Consider the following 21093-nt stretch of genomic DNA (forward strand, 5'->3'; position numbering starts at 1 on the left):
AGTCAACGACCCAAGAAGGGGAGCACCCCAATGGCTGCAGGCGACACCGTCATCACCGTCGTCGGAAATCTCACTCAGGACCCGGAGCTGCGGTTCACACCGTCCGGGGCTGCAGTCGCCAACTTCACCGTTGCGTCGACGCCGCGTCAGTTCGACCGGCAGACCAACGAGTTCAAGGACGGCGAGACACTGTTCCTGCGTTGCTCGGTCTGGCGCGAGGCGGCGGAAAACGTCGCTGAGTCGCTCGGTCGCGGTTCGCGGGTTGTCGTGACCGGCCGCCTGGTATCACGCACGTTCGATACCAAGGAGGGCGAGAAGCGCACGGTGATGGAGATGCAGGTCGACGAGGTCGGCCCGTCGCTGCGTTACGCCACGGCCAAGGTCAACAAGACCCAGCGCGGTGGCGGCCAGGGTGGCGGCTTCGGCGGCCAGCAAGGCGGCGGCCAGGGCGGTTTCGGCGGAGGTGGCCAGCAGGGTGGTGGCCAGCAGGGCGGTCAGGCTGCCTCGCAGGACGACCCCTGGGCAACGGCGCCGAGTGGCGGTCAGCCGGCGAGCGCACCTCAGGGTGCTCCGCAGGGCGGCGGTCAGTCCGGCGGCGCTTCCGGCGGTGGCCAGGGCGGCGGCTGGAGCACCGGGCCGTCCTACGACGAGCCCCCCTTCTAGTTCCTTTTCGTTCGGCTCCTCCTCCGGCTGAGCTCGCAGGCTCGCCCAGCCGGGGTCGTCGCCGAACGCGTCATGTCCCTCGGGACTGCACTCTCGTAGAACTACCCCATCCCGAGCTCAGCTCGGGCTCTCGAAACGAAGGAGAGCACCACGATGGCCAAGCCCGTTGTGCGTAAGCCCAAGAAGAAGGCCAACCCGCTGAAGGCGGCGAAGGTCGAGACGATCGACTACAAGGACACCGCGCTGCTGCGCAAGTTCATCTCTGACCGTGGCAAGATCCGCGCGCGTCGAGTGACCGGTGTGACCACCCAGGAGCAGCGGCTCATCGCCACCGCGGTCAAGAACGCCCGCGAGATGGCGCTCCTGCCGTACTCCAGCTCGGCTCGCTGAGCCCCGATCACAAGGAGCGAGTCATGAAGGTGATTCTGACCCACGAGGTGTCCAACCTCGGCACTGCCGGTGACGTCGTCGACGTCAAGTCCGGTTACGCCCGCAACTTCCTGCTGCCCCGCAACCTGGCCACCCCGTGGACCAAGGGCGGCCAGAAGCAGGTCGAGGCGATCAGCAAGGCCCGTGAGACCCGCGCGGTGAAGACCCTCGAGGAGGCCCAGTCGATCAGGGGCAACCTCGAGAACGCCACTGTCACGGTCGAGGCCCGCGCCGGTCAGTCCGGCCGTCTCTTCGGTGCAGTCACCACGGCCGAGATCGCGGACGCGGTCAAGGCTGCCGGTGTCGGCACGGTCGACCGTCGCAAGATCGAGATCGGTCAGCCGATCCGCATCACCGGTGCCCACCAGGTCCAGGTTCGCCTGCACCCGGAGGTTGCCGCCAGCCTCAAGCTGGACGTCGTCGCGGCCAAGTAAGGCCACCCGACTCAGCCGAACGCCCGGTCCCGCTCACCGCGGGGCCGGGCGTTCGTCGTACCCAAGGCTCCGAGTCCGGCGAGGACTCATCTCGGTCCCGGTGGTTCGACCGAGATATAACCGCGTCGAACCACCAGGACCGAGATATGGCGGCGAGGTCAGCGGGTGGCGCCGGTGACGAGCCAGCGGTCCGTACGCGCCCGCCAGCCAAGTGCCAGCAACCGGAACACCATGAACGCCGCGAACGACCACCACAGCACCGTCAGCGTGTGCGTCGCCGCACCGTCGAGGTGCGCGCGGACGAGGAGCAGCACCGGCACGTACGCCGCGAGCACGAGCACCTGAGCGACCGCGAGCACCACGCCGTCGCCCGCTCCGATCAGCACGCCGTCCAGCACGAACACCAGCCCCGCGACCGGTTGGATCAGCGCGACGACGATCAGCGCGGCCGCCAGGGCCCGGCGTACGGACTCATCGGAGGTGAACAGGAGCGGCAGCACCTGGTGCAGCGCGAGGACGACCGCGCCGAGCAGGATCCCGGCGCCGAGGCCCCACCAGAGCATCAGCCGGGTGGCTGCACGGGTCCCGTCGACGTCACCCGCACCCAGCGCCTTGCCGGTGATGGCCTGCGCCGCGATCGCCAACGCATCGAGCGCGAACGCCAAGAACCCGAACACTGTCATCGCCACCTGGTGCGCGGCCAGCGGCACGTCACCCAGGCCGGCCGCGACCCAGGTGGTCAGCAGCATCGCCGCGCGCAGGGCGAGAGTACGGATGAGCAGGGGTACGCCGCCGAGCGCGGCTCCAAGGACGCCCATGGGGTGAGGGCGCAGCCGGGCGTGCAGCCGCCGCGCCTGACGAGTGACCACAGCGAGGAGCCCGGCGGCCATCCCGGTCTGCGCCAGCACGGTGCCCCACGCGGATCCGGCGATGCCCAGGTCGAAGCCGTAGACGAGCAGCAGGTTGAGCCCGATGTTGCTGCCGAAGCCGAGTACGGCGGCGACCAGTGGCGTACGGGTGTCCTGGAAACCGCGCAGCACCCCCGTGGCCGCCAGGACGACGAGCATGGCCGGGATCCCGAGGGCACTGATTCGCAGGTACGTCTCGGCCTGGTCCAGCGCGTCACTCGAGGCACCGAACAGCTCGCAGAGCGGGCGTGCCCACAGGGCCGTGGCCACCGCAGTCACCGCGCCCAGGAGGAGCGAGAGCCAGACGCCGTCGAGTCCCGCAGACACGGCCGCACGGTCGTCGCCAGCGCCCAGGCGGCGGGCGACCAGGGATGTTGTGCCGTAGGCGAGGAAGACGTAAACGTTGGCGGCGGTGAGCAGAGCGGCGCTTGCGACGCCGAGACCGGCCAGTGGCGCGGTGCCCAGGTGCCCGACGATGGCGGAGTCGGCCAGCAGGAACAGCGGCTCGGCGACCAGCGCGAGGAACGCCGGAACGGCCAGACGGAGGATCTGCCGTTGAGGCGCCTGATGCATGACGGCCACGGTAGTGCGAGGTTGCACTTGTCTCATCATGTGGGACAACCGGCCGGTAGAGATCACGCCCTCGGCGTTCCGGTGTGATTGACAAGGTCAAGAATCAGTAAATTCCGCGCCGTGACGGGGAAATCAAGTATGTGACACGCCTTGTCACATTGACTGGGTGCGCCGCGTGTCGGTGGCTCGGGCCACCCCGCTTTTGGCGAACAGGTTGGAGAAGCGTTGGTGCTCGTGGATATTCGGTGATCGTGCTGCCACGTCGGGGGACCTCGGCTGCACACGGTGAGTCGCTCCGACAGGGCTTGTCGTGACCTGTAAACCGAACGACTGGGAAAGGTCCCTCGCATGACTCACGCTCCTCGCCACCGCAAGGCCGAGCCCACGCTCGCCGCGTCCGTTGTGTCGACGCTGACCGGACGTCACGGCAAGGCCCTGTCAGGTGTCGCGCTCGCGGTACCCGCCTCACTCGCTGGTATCGCCTTGGCGGCCCCCGCGAACGCCGCGCTCGCTCCGCAGGCTGTGAAGCCCGCGACGACCGCTCCTATAGCTGCGACGGGCGTTGCTGCGGCCGCCCCCGTCAGCCTCGCGCAGGCGTCCTCCAGCGTGGTCGTCCTGCGCTACGGCTCGACCGGCTACTACGTGAAGGTCGTCCAGGGTCGGTTGCACATCGCCCAGGACGGTTCGTTCGGTCCGAAGACCCTCAGTGCGGTCAAGGCGTTCCAGGGCCGCAAGGGTCTGGCTCGTGACGGCTCCGTCGGTCCCGCCACCTGGCGCGCGCTCGGCGGCTTCCCGGGCGGCGGCACCGGCGGTGGCGGCTCATCCACTGGCAGCGGCTCCAACGCCCGCGCTGCCTCCATCGCCCACAAGTACCTCGGCATCCCGTACGTCTACGGCGGCTCGTCTCCCCGCGGCTTCGACTGCTCGGGCCTGACGAGCTACGTCTTCCGCCAGGTCGGCAAGTCGCTGCCCCGCTCGGCTCGCGCCCAGCAGGCGGCCGTCCGTCGCGTGTCCTCCCCGCAGGTCGGCGACCTCGTGTTCTACGGCTACCCGGCGCACCACGTCGGCATCTACGTCGGCGGCGGTCAGATGATCGACGCCCCGAAGCCCGGCATGCGCGTCAACAAGCGCGCTGTCTACCAGCCGCAGGTCTCCAGCTACGGTCGCCCCTGATCGTCGCCTGACCCCCCGATTCACCAACGCGCCCCGGTACCCCCGCCCGGGGCGCGTTGTTGTGCCCCAACGGTTTTCGGGGCCAAAGGAACAGGTGAGAGGGGCTATGTAACTGGCGTGCGGCCGTCGTACGCCGGCGCCTGGCAGGTCTTCGTCTCACGATGCGAGACGGGGGCAACCTGAGTCGCCCGGGCGCGCCGCGCGCCGCGTCAGGACTGTCCATTCACGAGGAACAGCCGTCACGGCTGAGAACAACAACGGCGTAGTTTCGTCACTTCAGCCCCAGGGTCAAGACAACTCTCCGCGAGTCCCAGAAGTCACACCTTTCACATTGGCCACAGGTCCGGCATATTTCTGACATGTCGTCCCCGACGGCGGAGGTCCTCGGATCTATCCCCCAGAAGCGCCGAGCCCGCTCTGTCGTCGCACACCGAAAGGGCACCTGATGACCGCGCACGCCCCCCAGCACCTGCGTCAGCGTCCTCCCCGGCTCACTCCCGCCCGTTCGAGCCTGCAGGTGCGTCGTGGCACCGTGCTGGCCACGGGTACTGCTCTGGCCGTTCCTACGTCCTTGGGCGCTGCGGTCATCGCCGCGCCCGCGGATGCAGCGACGGTCACCGCGCCGACGATCGCTCCCAAGGCTCAGCCGGCAGCAATGCCTGCGCGCCCCAGCACCTCGGTCGTGGTCCTGCACTACGGATCGCGCGGTGACCTGGTCAAGACGGCCCAACGTCGGCTCGGCGTCCGCGTGGACGGCAACTTCGGTCCGCAGACCCTCAGCTCGGTGAAGGCGTTCCAGAGCCGCAAGCACCTCAAGGTCGACGGCTACGTCGGTCCCGCCACGTGGCGCGCGCTCGGCGGCTTCCCGAGCGGCACCGACGACCCGCCTTCCTCGCACGGCTGCACCTCCTACGTCGTGCGCTACGGCTCCAAGGGCGACGTCGTCAAGGCTGCTCAGGCGAAGGTCGGCGTCCGGGCCGACGGCGACTTCGGCGCGAACACGCTCACGGCGGTGAAGGCGTTCCAGAAGCGCAAGGGTCTGCATGTCGACGGCATCGTCGGCCCGACCACCTGGCGCTCGCTCGGCGGCTACCCGTGCGGTGAGGAGCCGCCGTCGGGCTCCGACGGTGTCGTCACCGGTACGGACGTGCTCGAGGTCGCCAAGCGCTACATCGGCATGCCGTACGTCTGGGGTGGTGACACTCCCGCCGAGAGCTTCGACTGCTCCGGTCTGACGCAGTACGTCTACCGACAGCTCGGCATCCACATCCCGCGTACGTCGATCGAGCAGTCCCGTTTCCGGACTGGAGTCGACCGTGACCACCTGAAGGTGGGCGACCTGGTCTTCTTCTACTCACCGGTGCACCACGTCGGCATCTATGCCGGCAACGGCCGGCTCATCGACGCAGCTCGTCCTGGCACGGACATCTCCATCCACAAGATGCACGTCGCGCCGGTCAAGGCCATCCGACTCGTCTGACGACACCCCCCGAGCACCCTGAAAGGGAGATCATGAGGACGGCTCAACCAGCCCCACGACACCTCAAGCCCCAGCCGCGCAAGATGGGCGCCGTACGACCGATGATGGTCAGCCGTCGCGGGACGGCAGTGGCCACCGGCGCTGCACTGAGCGTGCCGGCCGGCTTCGGCGCGATCGCTATGGCCGCGCCTGCCTCGGCCGCGACACCCGAGCTCGCGGGAGCGACCACGACCGGTGCGACGCCGATCAAGGCGGCGGTGGCGGCGAAGCCGACGACCAAGGTCGTGGTGCTGCGCTACGGCTCGAAGGGTCAGCTGGTCAGGATCGCGCAGGCTCGCATGGGCGGTCTCGCGATCGACGGCAACTTCGGCCCGATGACCTTGGCGAGAGTCAAGAAGTTCCAGCGCGACCGCGGGCTGGCCGCGGACGGCTACATCGGAGCGGCTACCTGGGCGCGCCTGTACGGCTTCCCGGGCGGCGGCACCCCGGAACCGCCGACCTGCACGGTCAGTGACGTGCTCCGCTTCGGCTGGAAGGGCTCAGTCGTCACGGCCCTGCAGAAGCGGCTCAACATCCCGGCCGACGGCGACTTCGGCGCGCGCACGCTGCACGCGGTGAAGAACTTCCAGCACATGAAGGGTCTGCGGGTCGACGGTGTCGTCGGCCCGGCCACCTGGGCCCGGATCGGCGGCTTCCCGTGCGGCACGTCCGGCGAGCCCGGCAACCTCCCGATCGGCTCGCCCAGCGCGCCCTACCGGCTGCCCTTCCCGGCGGGTGTCGAGCACCGGATCAGTCAGGGTCCGCACGGTTCGTTCAGCCACAACAAGTGGTCGGACAAGAACGCCATCGACTTCGCGATGCCGACCGGCTCCGCCGTGGTCGCGGCCCGCTCGGGCCGGGTCTACAGCGCGGGTATGACCACGTTCGGCGCGGGCAACTCGATCATGATCAGGGACGCCTCGGGTGCGTGCACGGTCTACAGCCACCTCAGCGTCATCAAGAAGTGGAGCGGCCAGCGAGTCAGCCAAGGTCAGCTGATCGGGCTGTCGGGTACCACGGGCAACTCCACCGGTCCGCACCTCCACTTCGACGTCGTGGGGTGCGCGTCCTACCGGTCACTGCAGGTGGCCAACACCTACGAGCGCGCGACCTCCTACCCGGCCGGCACGTACGCCCTGAGCTACAACCGCTGACCCGCCCCCGGGCCTGGCCCGGTCGTCGTACGGACCCTTCGCCGTACGCCGACCGTGCCTTGTCATGTCCGCGCGCCTCGTGACGGGAGAACCGGGTGGCAGCAGACTGCGTCGTACGGCAGGGACGGGCGTCGTACGGCGCCGGCTGTGAGCGGATGGGGAACGACCATGCAAGGGCGACGACACGGCGTACGGCTGCTGCTGACCCTCCTGGTACTGGCGATGCTGCAAGTCGTCGGACCGGCCGCGTCGTACGCGTGTGCGTGCGGCGCGATGATCCCGTCCGACGAGAGTGCACGGTCCGCGGGGGAGCTCGGACTGGTGCAGTGGGACGGCAAGACTGAGACCCTCGACCTGTCGATGGTGGTGCAGGGTGAGACCAAGGACGCAGCGTGGATCATGCCGGCTCCCAAGGGAACTCGCGTGACGCTCGGGTCGGACGGACTGTTCGACCGGCTCACTGACCTGACCAAGCCGAGGGTCGAGAAGCGCTACAACTACTGGCCGTCTTTCGGTGGTGACGACGACCGCTCCGGTGATGGCGCGCCTCGTGCGGGAGGTGCACCGGGTGGCGTCACTGTGGAGGGCCACTCGACGGTTGGGCCGTTCGACGTGACGACCTTGAGCGGCACCGACGGCTCGGCCGTGACGACCTGGTTGACCGCGCACGGCTATCCCGCGCGGCCTGATCTGGTGCCGGCGATGCAGGCGTACCTGGATCAGGGCTGGCGGCTGTACGCCGTGAAGCTCACGTCGCGGGGGAGCACGCTGCGGGGGACGCTGAGCCCGTTGCGGCTGTCCTTCGCGGCGACCAAGCCGGTCTATCCGATTCGCCTGTCGCATCACGCGCGCTACCGGCAGTCGGTGGTCGTCTACGTCGCAGCGCCGCATCGGATGGAGCTGGATCCGGTGACGGCTCCGCGGAGTACGACGACTGATGTGCCGTTCGCGCGCTGGGTGGATGGTGCTGCCGTGGGCGGCCGCGGTGGCGAGCGAGTGTTCCTCACCAAGCTGCGGCAGAGCGTGGATCCGCAGGACATCCAGGCGGACTACACGTTCCGTTCGACGGCAGCCGACACCCAGCAGCAAGACGTCCGATATGTCGACGTGGACCGCTCGTGGGTGACCTGGTCCGTGGGCGTCCTGGTGCTCCTCGCGGCGCTCATCGGGTGGCTCGTCTGGGGCGTACGCCGGTCAAGTCGCCCTGTGGGTAACGTCGGTTGACCCACAGGAGGGCCACGAGTTTTTATGCACAGGATGAGGATGACGTTTCCGCAGGTCAGAGGCTTGCCCTGGGGATGGCTACCGCGTTATGCACAGGGTTGTCCACAGTGGAGTCACACGGTTTGAGGTGGTTCTCAACACGTTGTCCCCAGGTCGTCCACAGGGCAGATGTGTCTCACCTTGCCCCCTGGTCCGGGGACTCGTAGCGTCACAAGAACCGCCTTTCGGCAGGGGGCTGTCGGTGGTGACTGGTCTCATCGAGTTGTCGGTTGAACATGGGAGGTCTGGGTGTCGATCGCCGAACTCGAGGGGTCGTACGGTGCACCGCACGAGGATGGTCCGGGGGACGATCGGCTGCCGCCTCAGGATGTGCACGCTGAGCAGTCCGTCATCGGCGGCATGCTGCTGTCCAAGGACGCGATCGCGGACTGCGTCGAGACAGTCAAGGGCACGGACTTCTACCGCCCGGCGCACGAGCTCATCTGGGACGCGGTCATCGACCTCTACGGGCGCGGCGAGCCGGCGGACGCGATCACTGTCGCGGACGAGCTCACCAAGCGTGGCGACCTGGCGCGCGCCGGCGGCCAGGCCTATCTGCACCAGCTGATCCAGGGCGTACCCACTGCGGCCAACGCGGGCTACTACGCGGCGATCGTCGCAGAGCGGGCGGTGCTGCGCCGGCTGGTCGATGCTGGGACGCGCATCGTGCAGATGGGTTACGCGCAGGGCGGCGGCGACGTCGAGGACATCGTCAACGCGGCGCAGGCCGAGGTCTACGCCGTGGCCGACAAGCGCGGGTCGGAGGACTACGTCCGACTCGGTGAGGTCATCGAGGCGACGGCCGACGAGATCGAGGCGGCGTCGTCCAGCTCAGGCGAGATGACCGGCGTACCAACAGGGTTCACCGATCTGGACACGTTGACCAACGGTCTGCACCCCGGCCAGATGATCGTGCTGGCGGCGCGGCCTGCTGTCGGCAAGGCGCTCGCTCTTGACACTCCCCTGCCAACTCCCTCGGGTTGGACGACGATGGGAGACGTCTCCGTCGGGGACTTCCTGATCGGTGCTGATGGACGTCCGACGCGCGTGGTCGCCACGACCGGGGTCATGGAGGGGCGGCCCTGCTACGAGGTCGAATTCTCCGACGGCACGGTGATCGTCGCCGACGAGCAGCACCAGTGGCTCGTATCGGTCGACTCCGCTGAACCGATCGTGCTGACGACGGCTCAGGTGCACGAGTCGCGTGGCACGGTCACGATCGAGCGGACGCCGCAGTCGGGCAGTGCGCTCGTGGCCGAGGCCTGGAAGGTCACGGCAGTTCGGTCGGTCGAGTCGGTGCCCGTGCGCTGCGTGGAGGTCGACAACGATTCGCACCTCTACCTCGCATCGCGCGCGATGATCCCGACGCACAACTCGACCCTTGGCCTCGATATCGCACGAGCGGCTGCCGTGAAGCACGGTCAGGCCGCCGTCATCTTCAGCTTGGAGATGAGCAAGACCGAGATCACGATGCGTCTGCTGTCGGCGGAGGCCGGCATCCAGCTGCAGCACATGCGCAAGGGCACGATGCGCGACGAGGACTGGACCAAGCTTGCCGCCACGATGGGCCGAGTCTCGGATGCGCCTCTGTTCATTGATGATTCGCCCAACATGTCGCTGATGGAGATCCGGGCGAAGTGTCGCCGACTGAAGCAGAACAACAACCTCAAGCTTGTGGTCATCGACTACCTCCAGCTTATGACGTCGGGCAAGCGCGTCGAGTCGCGTCAGCAGGAGGTGTCGGAGTTCTCGCGTGCGCTAAAGCTGCTGGCCAAGGAGATCGAGGTCCCGGTCATCGCGATCTCGCAGCTCAACCGTGGTCCTGAGCAGCGCACCGATAAGCGACCGCAGATGTCTGACCTTCGCGAATCCGGTTGTCTGACAGGCGGATCCAGGTTGCTACGCGCCGACACTGGTGCAGAGGTTTCGATCGGCGACCTGGCGGCCTCGGGCGAGAAGGACGTCCCTGTCTGGGCGTTGGACGACTCGCTCCGTTATGTCGTACGTCCCCTGACCCACGCGTTCTCGACCGGCACACGGCCGGTGTTCAAGCTGACGCTCGCCTCAGGCAAACAGGTGCGAGCGACGGAGAACCATCGTTTCCTGACGTATGACGGCTGGCAGTCCCTGGGCGACATTCGTACTGGTGAGCGTCTCGCCGTCCCTCGCCACGTGCCCGCTCCGGAGAAGCACGAGCCGTGGGAGGACGACCACAGGCTGGTGCTGCTCGCGCACATGATCGGGGACGGATCGTTCGTCAAGAAGCAGCCGATCCGCTACGCCAGCATTGATGAGCAGAACCTGACGGCGGTCGCCAAGGCTGCGCTCATGGGCTTCGGCATCACCGCCGTGCGTGACGAGTACGCCGCCGCTCGCGTGACAAGCCTCCGGCTGCGTGCGCCGTTCGCGCTCGGGCACGGCAAACGCAACCCGATCGCGGAGTGGCTTGACGGACTGGGCCTGTTCGGGCTGCGCAGCCACGAGAAGTTCGTCCCCGAGCCCGTGTTCTATGCGTCGAAGCGTCAGATTGCCTTGTTCCTCACGCACATCTGGGCGACGGACGGCTCGGTCACCGTCAACAAGAGCGGTCAGGGCGGTCGGATCTACTACGCCTCGACCTCGCGGAGGCTTGTCGATGATCTTTCGTTGCTCCTGCTGCGCTTCGGCATCTCGACTCGCACCCGCACGACGCGAAAGGCCGGTTACCGGGACGGCTACACGATCGACATCAGTGGTCTCGACAGTCAGCGCCGCTTCCTCCAGGAGATCGGCGTCCATGGCGACCGCGGTGTTTCCGCTGCTCGGCTGCTGAGCATCGTGCGGACCAAGGAAGCCAACACCAATGTCGACACCGTGCCGGTTCAGGTCTGGGACACCGTGCGCGATGTGCTGACCGAGCAGGGTATGACTCATCGCGAGTTCGCAGCAGCCATGGGAACGCAGTTCTGCGGTTCGACGATGTGGAAGCATGCGCCCTCGCGTGAGCGTCTGGGTCGCGTAGCTCAGGTGCTCGATCACTCCGAGCTCGAGCTTCTGGCAGTGAACGACATCTTCTGGGACTCTGTCGTCTCAGTCGAGCCAGACGGCATCGAAGAGGTCTACGACGCAACGGTCCTGAACTGCCACAACTTCGTCGTCAACGGCATCGCGGCGCACAACAGCATTGAGCAGGACGCCGACATGGTGATCCTTCTGCACCGTGAGGACTCGTTCAACAAGGAGTCCGAGCGGGCTGGAGAAGCGGACGTGATCGTGGCCAAGCACCGTAACGGCCCGACCGACACGATCGTGCTGGCCTTCCAGGGCCACTACAGCCGCTTCACCAACATGGCCCAGAGCTTCTAGCCGGATAGCGGCTTCCGCTCTCGGACGATGCGGGCGGGGTATACGGCACCCGGATCCAACGTCAGGTGCGGCCGGTCTCATGAGCCCACATGGCGAGCTCGACCCGATTACGCGCGCCGAGCTTGCGCATCAGGCTGGCCAGATGGGTTTTGACGGTGCTGGGACTGATGTGGAGATCGGCGGCGATCTCACTGTTGGTTCGGCCCTGCGCCACCGTGAGGAGCACTTGCTCCTCGCGGGAGGTGAGCGGTTCCATCGGCTGCGCGGATGGCCTCTTCTGTAATCTGGCAAATGCCGTAAGTAGGCGGACGGTGACGCTAGGAGCGATCAGAGCATCACCATCGGCTGCCGCGTGGATCGCCTGGGTCAGCAGCGCAGGCCCGGCGTCCTTGAGGAGGAAACCCCGGGCACCGGCCTTCAACGCCCCATGGACGTACTCATCGAGGTCAAAAGTGGTGATCACGACGATCGGCATGGGGTCGGTGACCCCGGGGCCGGCGAGCTCGCGGGTGGCGTCAATACCGTCCATCAGCGGCATGCGGACGTCGAACAGGCACACGTCCGGGCGCAGCTGACGCGCCATGGCCACCGCCTGTCGCCCATCGGTGGCGGCGCCCACGACCTCGATGTCAGGCTGGGCGTTCAGCAGCATCGTCAGGCCGGTGCGCACGATGTCTTGATCGTCGGCGATGAGCACCCGGATGGTCATCGGGGAGCACCCGCTCGGGGCAGCATCGCCTCGACCCGCCAGCCACCGCCCGTGCTCGGGCCAGCGTCGAACGTGCCACCCAGCAGCTTGGCGCGTTCTCGCATGCCGACCAGGCCGTAGCCCGACGGGTTGCCGCCGGCCGAGCTGACGGCACCATCGTCATCGACCGTCAGCTGCACTCGCTCGGCGTCACCCACGACCCGCACGGCTACCCGGGTCGCGTGGCGGGCGTGCCGTCGCGCGTTCGTGACCGACTCCTGGGTCAGGCGGTAGAGCGCGGCCCCGACCGCGGGGCTGAGATCGTCGAGCTCACCGGACAGCTCCACGTCGACCTGTGGCCCTCCCTCGGTTTGATCGGCGAGCCGCTCGAGGTCAGCCACGCCCGTGCGTGGCGCGAAGTCCGCCCCCTCGGGAGCGCGCAGGACACCGACGATGGTGCGCAACTCGGTCAGCGTTCGCGAGGCCGCGTCCTCGATGACAGCAAGGACCTCAGCGGCACGCTCGGGGTGCGACATTGCGACGGCACGTCCGGCCTGGGCCTGGATGACGATGCCGGAGACGTGGTGGGCGACCGTGTCGTGCAGCTCGCGCGCCAACAGGACCCGCTCCTCCGACTTCACCTGCTCCAGCCTTCGCTCCCGGGCGCCGTGCTGAGAACGCACGGCCCAGCCCAGGGCAAAGGTGGACATCAGGACAGCGACCCCGCCGACTGCGTCGGCCACCCCGGTCCAGCTGACGAAGAAACTCATGGTGGCCGCGACCAGGATGATCGCCAGACCCGCCACCGCATCTCGCCCGGAACCCCACCGGAAGAGTGCGTAGGGCAGCAGCATGAAGTAGAGCATCGTGTACATGTCGAGTGCCGGTGCGTCGGATGCGATCAGGCCGATGTCCACGACCGCGACCACGCCGAAGGCGGCCGCGACCACTGCGAGCGGGTGGGTACGTCGCCACAGCAGCAGCGGCGCCAGTCCGACCGCCAACACCACCGACAGCCCCGGTAGCGGCAGATCCTCACGCAGGAAACCCTCAAGCACCCCGGAGACCGTCACGAACGTCAGCAGCGCCCAGTCCCGCCATACCCGAACCGGTGGGTCCGGGGGCTGGGGTTCTTCCAGCACGGTCCGCAATGCATTGCTCACCCCCTCAGCGTATGGATGGAGCGCCGCCAGGGGATCAGCCGAAAGCACGAGAGAGAGACCGTGCCATCGGCCAGGCGAACTCCAGCCACCGGGCCGATGTGCCCACCGCCGAGCTCAGTGATCGTGGGTCCACCGATCCTCACCACAACAACGGAGCCCATGATGAGAACACGTCAACCCGCCACCACACTGGAGGACCAGCCGGTCCCGGTGAGAGTCAAGCTCGCCGCCGCGTGGACCAGCTTCATGTTCCTGTACGCCTACGTGGACATTCTCAACTTCTTCACGCCCGGCGTCATCAAAGACATCCTCGACGGCAGGGTGTTCGAGTTCGATCTGTCCCAGACCTTTTCGACGACGGCGCTGACCCTGATGGCCGTCCCGATCCTCATGGTCGTGCTGTCAACGACCCTGCCCGCCCGGACGAACCGCATCACGAACCTCGTCGTGGCGTCGGTCTACGTCCCCGTCTCGGCATTCAACGCGGTGGGCGAGTCGTGGACGTACTTCTACGGCCTTGGCGTCGTACTGGAACTGATCGTTCTCGCCCTCATCCTGCGGTACGCCTGGACCTGGCCCCGCACCGCGCCGTCGGCGACCATGGCGACCAGCCCCGAGCGTGTCGCCGTCCATGAGTAGCAGTTTCGTAGCCGTTATATAGCGGGCCTTGGGACGCTCTGTGCCGTGCTGGTTGGTAAGGGCATGAAGTGATCCACACAAGCGAGCGGGGCTCCCTCAACCCCGATCCCTAGTAGACCCGGGAGAACAGTCATGACAGACCATCAGGGTTCGTTGAACATGCCTAGTCGACGGCTGATCCTTGGCGGGGGCGCAGCGCTCGCCGGACTCGGCATCGCTGGCATCGCCTCAGCGCCAGGAGCTCAGGCCGCGTCATACGTGCGGCCCATCAGGAACGCGAGCGCGCACCCGATCACGTGCGCGTGGAGGACGCCCGGCCCCTGGGAGGCCGGCTACCACACCGGAGTCGACATCGGATGCCCCGTCGGCACTCCGGTCTACGCGACCATCGCCGGCGATGTCCGCACCGGCCGGGCGAACTGGGGTGGCGCGTACGGCACCATGATTCTGATCAACGACAACGTGGACGGCTCGGACTGGGGCTACTGCCACCTGTCGAGGAGAGTGGTGAGCGATGGTCAGGCTGTCGCGACCAATCAGCTGATCGGTTACTCGGGCAACACCGGGAACACCACTGGTCCACATCTGCACCTGGAACGACGCCCCCGCTATGGCGGTTACAAATCGGACAAGAACCCCAACCTGTGGCCCTGACCTCAAGGTGATGCCCGGCCACGCTCGTCGAGATTGCGACGACATGATCTGACCCGTGGCAGGGACGACCTCCGGGTGACGTGTGGATTGTCAAAATCCCACGTTGCCCGGAGGTTTTTGCGTCCCACGTGGTCGCTGGACGACGAGACGAACCGAGCTTCGCCTCGTCTCATCGGACGTGCACAAGGCGGACTTCCCGGTGCCGAGCGCCCGGAATGACGCGGACTTGAACGATGCGTAGGCAGGGTATGCACGTCGGACGGGACCGGCACGAGCAGCCGCGGCAGACGTGCGCGCACCACTACACGGGACACCCTCGGGCCGGAGCGCTATGCCTCGAGGACGAAGAAGAGGAAGCAGACGAAGGCGCTCCGGTCGCCGAGATCGGGCGGCAGGAGTTCGCGTGGCACGTTGGTGGCGTAGGGCGGCTCGCTGACGACGGAGATCCGGAACCCGGCCTCGGTGAACGCGTCGGTCATCGCATGCAGCGGTCGGTGCCAGTAGGTCAGCGTTGCCTCCTCATCCCCGAAGGTGAACGTTTCCGAGTACTGGGTGACAGCGAAGTAGTCCCTGGTCGGGTAGTTCACCAAGTAGGCGCTGGGATGGGGCACCGACAAGGTGAGTCGTCCGCCCGGTCGCAGGACGCGCCGCAGCTCCGTTAGAGGCGCGTGCCAGTCCTGCAGGTAGTGCAAGACCAGAGAGGCGACGACGCCATCGAAGAGATCGTCGTCGAACGGAAGAGGTTCACTGAGGTCGGCAACGTGGAGGTCAGCGTCCGCGCCCAGTTTCCGCTGCGCGAGCTCGATCATCGCCGGACTGGAGTCGATGCCGGTTACCGTGGCGCCCTTCTCGCGCAGGCCCTCCGACAGTGGCCCTGCCCCGCAGCCGGCATCGAGGATCCGTCGACTCTGGACGTCGCCGGCCAGGGCGAGCATCGCGGGTCGTGCGTAATACGCGTTGAGCAGATTGGACTCGTTGGCGCGGGCATAGGCGCCGGCAAAGGTGTCGTAGTCGGTCTTCATGGTGTCGCTTCCCCCAATGGCTGAGCCTTGCTCGTCACTTATCCGCAAGCGGCCAAGGCCGGATGTCGCATCCGTATGTGGGCCCATCTCGCCTTGTGGCATGACCGTGCTCCTTCATGTTGCTTCATCTGAATCAGAGGTGTGAGACGTGACAGCAACTCGACGACGTCGCGGCGGCAATGCCTCAGCTCGTGTCAGCACGCGACGGGCTGGGTCGACACCTCCGATCGCGCGCTGGAGAAGGCCGTGCAGCAGTACGGCAGCAGGCCGAACACGCTCGTGACCGTCGCTGTGGTCGATGACGGCGAGGATGCGAAGGTGTTCTCCCACGCACGCGACCGCGCCGACGATCCCCGGCTCAAGGCGTACCTGGCCAATCTGGCACGGCTGTCCCGCGGGACCGGCCCCAGCGACGGTCATGCGCGGCGGGACGCGCGTGCAGGCTTGCGGGACGCGTGCCGCCGAGCCGGCGTCGACGTACCCCGCTCTTGAAACCGAGGCGACGCAGCCTGCAGTCGATCTGAAACCGCGTCGAAACTGGCCGTCCCTAGGTTCCTTCGCAGACCTATTCATCCACGTCTGCCCGAAGGAGGCCGCCATGACTGACGTTGCAACCACGAGTGGCACCACGGCGAAATCGCCCGCACCACACACCTACACGTCGCTGCGTGCGGCGTGGATCCCGCTGGCCGCCTTGTGCCTGGCCTTCTTCGTCGAGATGGTCGACAACACACTGTTGTCCATCGCGCTGCCGACGATCGGCCGCGACCTCGGCAGCGGCACGACCGCGCTGCAGTGGGTGACCGGCGCGTACTCGCTGACGTTCGGCGGCCTGCTGCTGACGGCCGGCTCGGTGGCCGACCGCTTCGGACGCCGCCGGGTTCTGCTGATCGGACTCGCGCTGTTCGGGGTGCTCAGCCTGGCCGTGGTCGCCGTCCACTCGACAGGTGAGCTCATCGCGCTGCGGGCGGCCCTCGGCGTGGCGGCCGCAGCGATGGCGCCGATCACCAACTCGCTGGTCTTCCGGCTGTTCGACGACAAGGCGCTGCGGATGCGCGCGATCACGGTGATGATCGTGGTCGGCATGTCCGGCTTCATCCTCGGCCCGCTGCTCGGCGGCACCGCGCTGGCCCACGTCCGCTGGGAGTGGCTGCTGCTCGTCAACGCGCCGATCGCGCTGATCGCGTGCATCGGCGTACGACTGGGCGTGGCGCCCGACCGCCGCGAGGACCTCACCCGAGACGCACTCGACCTGCCCGGCGCAGCCTTGAGCATCGCCATGATCGGCCTGGCCTGCTACTCACTGACCAGTGGCGTACAGCATGGCTGGTTCGCTCCGATCACGCTCGCCTGCGCGCTCGGCGCGGTGGTCGCCGTCGTCGCCTGGGTGCGACACGAACGGCGCACCGCAGCCCCGATGCTCGATCTGGGGATCCTGTCCAACGGCACCGTCCGCGGCGCGATCCTCGCGCAGCTCGGCACCGCGATCGCGATGGCCGCGGTGATGTTCGGCCTGATCCTGCACTTCCAGTACGCCTATGGCTGGAGCCCGGTCCGCGCTGGCCTGGCGAACCTGCCGATGATCGCGACGATGCTGCTGGCGTCCCCGCTGTCGGAGTGGCTCGGCAAGCGATTCGGTCACCGCATCGCCTGCATCGTGGGCGCCGCCTGTCTGACCGTCTCGCTCGTGGGGATGGCCTGGGGTGTCGAGCACGGCTACGTGGCGATCGCGATCTCGATGGTCGTGATGACCATCGGTCTGCGGACGGTGATGACCATCTGTGCGGTCGCCCTCGTCGACGCGATGCCGGCGAACCGTACGTCGATCGGAGCTGCGCTCAACGACACCGCGCAGGAGGTCGGCTCGAGCGTCGGCACGGCTGTGGTCGGCACGCTGATCGCCGCACTCGTGACCGCCCAGCTCCCCGCAGGCACCTGGAGCGCCAGCCTCGTGGCGTCCTTCTTCCACGGCGAGCGCGTCACGTACGCCGTACTCGCCGTGATCGTCGGCCTGGTCGCCCTGGGTGGCGCGCTCAGCCTGACCGACTCTCGCCAGGTCGAGGAGAGCTGAGGCGCGACGCTGAGCGCGATCGATCAGACGGCGCGAAGGCGAGGCTGCTGGACGAGTCGAGGGTGGTGTCCGGCGCGGCGATCCATGAGGCCGGCCCACCCGTGTGGGGTCACCACGTAGACGTCGCCGTCGAACCCGTCGCGGAGGTGGTTGGAGTAGCGCCAGTCACGAATACACGTCCACTCGTCGCGAGAGTCGATCGCTCGACCCTCGCGGCAGACGACGGTGATGAACACTGCCGTCAGGCCACCGCCGCGCGTCTTGCTCCAGACGTGCGGCGGTGCCAGCTCGTGCGCCGCTTCGCAGAAGGCCTCCGACACGGACGAGTCGATGCCGGGCACCGACCACTCCGTCGGGAAGGGCACCTTCTGCTCGATGATGTGCGTGCCGACGACGTCTTGGGAGTCGGCGTCCACCCGGGCGACGACGACGTCGCCGTACGACGGCTTGGCCTTCTGCAGGATCGACTCGATCACCGTTGCGGCGTCTTCGAGCATCCACCACTCTCTCCGATTCATACGGGCAGAGTGCCCGAACTCGCCTCGGCGGCCGCTGGGTTCTCCACAGGGGCTGCCCGTCGGCCGTCCCTGTGGATATCTCGACGAGCAGGTTCCTCGCTGGTGGTTTCCTGACCCCAAGGATCACGACGAAGGGGCGTAGGCCATGGGGTTCAGCACGACGTACCTGGGGCGGTTCGATATCAGCCCGGTGCTCAATCGGGAGGAGGTCGAGTGGCTGCGTTCGTACGCGCGGATGCTCGACCGCGACCCTGACGACCCGTACGCCGTGCCGATGAACCCGGGAGCCGCGCCTCTGGTCGAGCACCCGGAGTCGCGCGCCGGGTCCACCTGGAGGTCGGATGGTCTGTTCCGGTGTGACTGGCAGCCGTGCCCGGACGGGTGCTGCCTGGTGTGGCAGGGGACCGAGAAGTCCAACAACGCAATGCGGGAGCTGACCTACCTCATCGATCACTTCCTGCGACCTGGGGCGCACGCGCATCGTGACCAGCGGAGCGATTTCGCCGCATTCACCTTCGACCACGTGGTCAAGGGCGTCATCGCTGCCGAGCGCGGCGACACCCGGAAGCTGTTCTTGCTCGAGGCACGCGACAACGAGATCGTCGAGCGGACGCTGGTCCCTGGTAGTTCAGAATGGTGAATGGGTCCCGAGGAAAAGATTCGGCGCGTATCGGTGGATGTCGTGGGCGTATCGAAAATCGCATACGCCGGCGCAACGGTCGGCCGCCTTCAGTGGAGGCATGGACTACAGCGCATCGATGGACAACGAATCCAAGCGGGGGATCGACCGGCGCCGGCTGCTCGGCTGGAGCGGGCTTGCAGCTGCCGGCGCGGTCGCGGGGCCTCTGCTAGGCAGCGAATCCGCCCACGCCGCAACCAAACTCGACACGGCGTACGACAAGGTGCCGCCGGCCACTCGGCCGGGCGGCGCGTACGACCGGTATGTCGCGCAGCTGGCTGCCGAGGGCAAGTTCTCCGGCGTCGTGATGCTGTCGCATCGCGGTCGGACGGTGCTGTCCCGCAGCTACGGGATGGCCGACCGCGAGAAGAAGATCCGCATCCATGAGGGCACGGCGTTCAACCTCAGCTCGGCGGGCAAACCGTTCCACGCGGTGGCCATCCTGCAGCTGGCACAGGAGGGCAAGCTGAACCTGTGGGACACCGTCGGCGCCCATCTGAAGGGCTTCGACAAGGACATCGCCGAGCAGGTGACCATCCACCACATGCTCAGCGGCACCTCCGGGATGAACAGCCCCGACGAAGATCTGGACCGCATCACCAACAGCCGTGAAGAGGTGCAGGCGGACAACGAGAAGTGGTCGCGGCAGTCGAAGCTCGCGGCGCCGGTCGGGACGCCCACCGAGCATGCCGGCTCCGAGGTCGGGATCCTGTCGCTGATCGTCGAGTCCGTGAGCGGGATGTCGTACTGGGACTACGTCGAGAAGCACGTCTTCCGGCGGTGTGGCATGACCGGTACGGCGTTCTACACCAGGGCGCAGTGGCTCACCGACGAGCACATCGCGCACTCGTACATGCGGATCGCCGATGGCAGCAGCGTGGATGCCGTCCGCAACCTCGACAAGGGCAGCCCGGACCCCTATCAGCTGGGCAAGAACGCGGCCCGCAGCTTCATCGCGCCTCCCGGCGACGCCGGCTTCGCCACCGCGCCGGACCTCGTCCGGTTCGCCAACGCGCTGTACGACGGGACGGCGCTGGACCCGCATTACAACGAGCTGTTCGTCGGGCCCAAGGTCGTGCATCGACCCCAAGGAGGCGGCCTTGCGGCGCACGCGGGTGCCAAGTCCGTGCCCGCCGACGCGTCGTTCGGGTCGTACTCACTCCCGGTGAGCATCGTGCAAGGTCAGTGGCTGGTCGGTCGCGCCGGCGTCAACCCGGGCAGCTTCGCCAGCTGGAACATCTATCCGGACAGCGGATGGGTGGGCGTCATCCTCGGCAACGACGACAACGCGCCGTTCATCGACATCATCAATCAGGAGATGGCGGCCATCCTCGGCACGACCTGACGAGTCCTGCGTACGCCGGTCCTCTTCGACTACCCCGCCGAAACGGGCACTTCCCCTGGTGGGATGACTGGTCATCTCACCAGGGGAAGTGGTCACATCAGCGGGGTAGTCGGCGTATGCGAGTCCTGCGTACGCCGGCGATATGTCGCGCTGCTTAGCCTGCAGGTATGCGTGTGCTGATCGTGGAGGACGAGCCCTACCTGGCGGAGGCCGTCCGCGACGGTCTCCGCCTGGAGGCGATCGCGGCCGACATCGCCGGCGACGGGAGCTCGGCCCTGGAGCTGCTCGACACCAACTCGTACGACATCGCCGTCCTCGACCGGGACATCCCGGGCCCCTCCGGGGACGAGATCGCTCGCCGAATCGTGGCCTCTGGCAACGGGATTCCGATCCTCATGCTCACCGCCGCGGACCGGATCGACGACAAGGCGTCCGGGTTTGAGATCGGCGCGGACGACTACCTCACCAAACCGTTCGAGCTGCGGGAGCTCGTCCTGCGGCTGCGGGCGCTCGACCGTCGACGCGCGTACGCCCGTCCTCCGGTCAGCGAGATCGCGGGCCTCCGGCTGGATCCGTTCCGCCGTGAGGTGTTTCGCGACGGCCAGTACGTCGCCCTCACCCGGAAGCAGTTCGCCGTGCTCGAGGTCCTCATCGCTGCCGGGGGCGGAGTCGTCAGCGCGGAGGAGCTGCTGGAACGGGCCTGGGACGAGAACGCAGACCCGTTCACCAATGCCGTACGCATCACGGTCTCTGCGCTGCGCAAGCGGCTCGGCGAGCCCTGGGTCATCGCCACCGTGCCTGGGGTCGGCTACCGCATCGACGCGCGTGACGGTGATCGTGCGTAGGGCGCCCG

Annotated in this window: 20 protein-coding genes; 15 read left to right on the forward strand and 5 right to left on the reverse strand. The window is 67.4% G+C overall.

Going from position 1 to position 21093, the window contains the following annotated elements; all coding sequences use genetic code 11:
* Positions 1–30: 30 nt before the first annotated feature.
* The 3 genes from VV02_RS02585 (at position 31) to rplI (ending at position 1526) form a co-directional block, all read left to right on the forward strand.
* The gene (locus VV02_RS02585; protein ID WP_052589590.1) at positions 31–663 is read left to right on the forward strand and encodes a single-stranded DNA-binding protein; all 633 of its coding nucleotides are present in this window, start codon (positions 31–33) and stop codon (positions 661–663) included.
* Positions 664–816: 153 nt separating this feature from the next.
* Entirely contained in the window at positions 817–1053 is a 237-nt protein-coding gene (gene rpsR / locus VV02_RS02590) for a 30S ribosomal protein S18 (RefSeq protein WP_052589592.1), read from the forward strand.
* Between the two features lie 23 nt (positions 1054–1076).
* Positions 1077–1526 carry a 50S ribosomal protein L9 gene (rplI, locus tag VV02_RS02595; protein ID WP_052589593.1) on the forward strand — a complete coding sequence of 150 codons (450 nt, stop codon included), beginning with the start codon at positions 1077–1079 and terminating at the stop codon, positions 1524–1526.
* Between the two features lie 158 nt (positions 1527–1684).
* On the opposite strand, the gene VV02_RS02600 is transcribed toward rplI, so the two are convergent.
* Complete coding sequence (locus VV02_RS02600) at positions 1685–3007, reverse strand: MATE family efflux transporter (RefSeq protein ID WP_052596460.1); 1323 nt, start codon at positions 3005–3007, stop codon at positions 1685–1687.
* Positions 3008–3355: 348 nt separating this feature from the next.
* Here VV02_RS02600 and VV02_RS27005 point away from each other — a divergent pair, with 348 nt between their 5' ends.
* The 5 genes from VV02_RS27005 (at position 3356) to VV02_RS02625 (ending at position 11461) form a co-directional block, all read left to right on the forward strand.
* Positions 3356–4180, forward strand: a complete 825-nt coding sequence (locus VV02_RS27005) for a C40 family peptidase (protein WP_052589595.1) — start codon at positions 3356–3358, stop codon at positions 4178–4180.
* Between the two features lie 445 nt (positions 4181–4625).
* The gene (locus tag VV02_RS02610; RefSeq protein ID WP_052589596.1) at positions 4626–5660 is read left to right on the forward strand and encodes a C40 family peptidase; all 1035 of its coding nucleotides are present in this window, start codon (positions 4626–4628) and stop codon (positions 5658–5660) included.
* Positions 5661–5692: 32 nt separating this feature from the next.
* Positions 5693–6853 (forward strand): peptidoglycan-binding protein, encoded by a 1161-nt coding sequence (locus tag VV02_RS02615; RefSeq protein ID WP_083449855.1) that lies wholly within the window; start codon positions 5693–5695, stop codon positions 6851–6853.
* Positions 6854–7021: 168 nt separating this feature from the next.
* On the forward strand, positions 7022–8077 hold the full coding sequence (locus tag VV02_RS02620) for a DUF2330 domain-containing protein (RefSeq protein WP_052589599.1): 1056 nt from the start codon (positions 7022–7024) through the stop codon (positions 8075–8077).
* Positions 8078–8365: 288 nt separating this feature from the next.
* Positions 8366–11461 (forward strand): replicative DNA helicase, encoded by a 3096-nt coding sequence (locus tag VV02_RS02625; RefSeq protein ID WP_083449856.1) that lies wholly within the window; start codon positions 8366–8368, stop codon positions 11459–11461.
* Positions 11462–11522: 61 nt separating this feature from the next.
* On the opposite strand, the gene VV02_RS02630 is transcribed toward VV02_RS02625, so the two are convergent.
* Both VV02_RS02630 and VV02_RS02635 read right to left on the reverse strand, forming a co-directional pair.
* Positions 11523–12170, reverse strand: coding sequence for a response regulator (locus VV02_RS02630; RefSeq protein WP_052589601.1), 648 nt, complete (start codon positions 12168–12170; stop codon positions 11523–11525).
* A complete protein-coding gene (locus VV02_RS02635) occupies positions 12167–13312 on the reverse strand; it encodes a sensor histidine kinase (protein WP_052589603.1) in 1146 nt (381 codons plus the stop codon). Before VV02_RS02635 ends, VV02_RS02630 begins: the two co-directional genes overlap by 4 nt.
* 162 nt (positions 13313–13474) lie before the next feature.
* Here VV02_RS02635 and VV02_RS02640 point away from each other — a divergent pair, with 162 nt between their 5' ends.
* Entirely contained in the window at positions 13475–13951 is a 477-nt protein-coding gene (locus VV02_RS02640) for a DUF6326 family protein (RefSeq protein ID WP_052589604.1), read from the forward strand.
* A gap of 159 nt (positions 13952–14110) precedes the next feature.
* Positions 14111–14605, forward strand: a complete 495-nt coding sequence (locus VV02_RS02645) for a M23 family metallopeptidase (protein ID WP_052596464.1) — start codon at positions 14111–14113, stop codon at positions 14603–14605.
* A 329-nt stretch (positions 14606–14934) separates the two neighbouring features.
* Here the strand turns inward: VV02_RS02645 and VV02_RS02650 are convergent, their stop codons facing one another.
* Positions 14935–15627, reverse strand: a complete 693-nt coding sequence (locus VV02_RS02650; protein WP_052589606.1) for a class I SAM-dependent methyltransferase — start codon at positions 15625–15627, stop codon at positions 14935–14937.
* A 141-nt stretch (positions 15628–15768) separates the two neighbouring features.
* On the opposite strand from VV02_RS02650, the gene VV02_RS02655 reads away from it, so the two are divergent.
* Both VV02_RS02655 and VV02_RS02660 read left to right on the forward strand, forming a co-directional pair.
* Entirely contained in the window at positions 15769–16119 is a 351-nt protein-coding gene (locus VV02_RS02655; RefSeq protein WP_052589608.1) for a hypothetical protein, read from the forward strand.
* Between the two features lie 106 nt (positions 16120–16225).
* Positions 16226–17698 (forward strand): MFS transporter, encoded by a 1473-nt coding sequence (locus tag VV02_RS02660; RefSeq protein WP_052589610.1) that lies wholly within the window; start codon positions 16226–16228, stop codon positions 17696–17698.
* A gap of 23 nt (positions 17699–17721) precedes the next feature.
* On the opposite strand, the gene VV02_RS02665 is transcribed toward VV02_RS02660, so the two are convergent.
* Entirely contained in the window at positions 17722–18216 is a 495-nt protein-coding gene (locus VV02_RS02665) for a hypothetical protein (protein WP_157063242.1), read from the reverse strand.
* Positions 18217–18361: 145 nt separating this feature from the next.
* Here VV02_RS02665 and VV02_RS02670 point away from each other — a divergent pair, with 145 nt between their 5' ends.
* From VV02_RS02670 to VV02_RS02680, 3 genes are all read left to right on the forward strand, one after another.
* Positions 18362–18856 carry a hypothetical protein gene (locus tag VV02_RS02670; protein WP_052589614.1) on the forward strand — a complete coding sequence of 165 codons (495 nt, stop codon included), beginning with the start codon at positions 18362–18364 and terminating at the stop codon, positions 18854–18856.
* A gap of 100 nt (positions 18857–18956) precedes the next feature.
* Positions 18957–20240, forward strand: coding sequence for a serine hydrolase domain-containing protein (locus VV02_RS02675; RefSeq protein WP_218917336.1), 1284 nt, complete (start codon positions 18957–18959; stop codon positions 20238–20240).
* Between the two features lie 167 nt (positions 20241–20407).
* Positions 20408–21085: a response regulator transcription factor gene (locus VV02_RS02680; protein ID WP_052589616.1), complete on the forward strand. Its 678-nt coding sequence runs from the start codon at positions 20408–20410 to the stop codon at positions 21083–21085.
* The last annotated feature ends 8 nt before the right edge of the window (positions 21086–21093 follow it).

This window comes from Luteipulveratus mongoliensis, assembly GCF_001190945.1.
Taxonomy (GTDB): domain Bacteria; phylum Actinomycetota; class Actinomycetes; order Actinomycetales; family Dermatophilaceae; genus Luteipulveratus; species Luteipulveratus mongoliensis.

Coding starts and splice junctions, on each gene's coding strand:
- VV02_RS02585 (WP_052589590.1), top strand. CDS start 31: ATGGCTGCAGGCGACACCGTCATCACCGTCGTCGGAAATCTCACTCAG.
- rpsR (WP_052589592.1), top strand. CDS start 817: ATGGCCAAGCCCGTTGTGCGTAAGCCCAAGAAGAAGGCCAACCCGCTG.
- rplI (WP_052589593.1), top strand. CDS start 1,077: ATGAAGGTGATTCTGACCCACGAGGTGTCCAACCTCGGCACTGCCGGT.
- VV02_RS02600 (WP_052596460.1), bottom strand. CDS start 3,007: ATGCATCAGGCGCCTCAACGGCAGATCCTCCGTCTGGCCGTTCCGGCG.
- VV02_RS27005 (WP_052589595.1), top strand. CDS start 3,356: ATGACTCACGCTCCTCGCCACCGCAAGGCCGAGCCCACGCTCGCCGCG.
- VV02_RS02610 (WP_052589596.1), top strand. CDS start 4,626: ATGACCGCGCACGCCCCCCAGCACCTGCGTCAGCGTCCTCCCCGGCTC.
- VV02_RS02615 (WP_083449855.1), top strand. CDS start 5,693: ATGAGGACGGCTCAACCAGCCCCACGACACCTCAAGCCCCAGCCGCGC.
- VV02_RS02620 (WP_052589599.1), top strand. CDS start 7,022: ATGCAAGGGCGACGACACGGCGTACGGCTGCTGCTGACCCTCCTGGTA.
- VV02_RS02630 (WP_052589601.1), bottom strand. CDS start 12,170: ATGACCATCCGGGTGCTCATCGCCGACGATCAAGACATCGTGCGCACC.
- VV02_RS02640 (WP_052589604.1), top strand. CDS start 13,475: ATGAGAACACGTCAACCCGCCACCACACTGGAGGACCAGCCGGTCCCG.
- VV02_RS02645 (WP_052596464.1), top strand. CDS start 14,111: ATGCCTAGTCGACGGCTGATCCTTGGCGGGGGCGCAGCGCTCGCCGGA.
- VV02_RS02650 (WP_052589606.1), bottom strand. CDS start 15,627: ATGAAGACCGACTACGACACCTTTGCCGGCGCCTATGCCCGCGCCAAC.
- VV02_RS02660 (WP_052589610.1), top strand. CDS start 16,226: ATGACTGACGTTGCAACCACGAGTGGCACCACGGCGAAATCGCCCGCA.
- VV02_RS02665 (WP_157063242.1), bottom strand. CDS start 18,216: ATGAATCGGAGAGAGTGGTGGATGCTCGAAGACGCCGCAACGGTGATC.
- VV02_RS02670 (WP_052589614.1), top strand. CDS start 18,362: ATGGGGTTCAGCACGACGTACCTGGGGCGGTTCGATATCAGCCCGGTG.
- VV02_RS02675 (WP_218917336.1), top strand. CDS start 18,957: ATGGACTACAGCGCATCGATGGACAACGAATCCAAGCGGGGGATCGAC.
- VV02_RS02680 (WP_052589616.1), top strand. CDS start 20,408: ATGCGTGTGCTGATCGTGGAGGACGAGCCCTACCTGGCGGAGGCCGTC.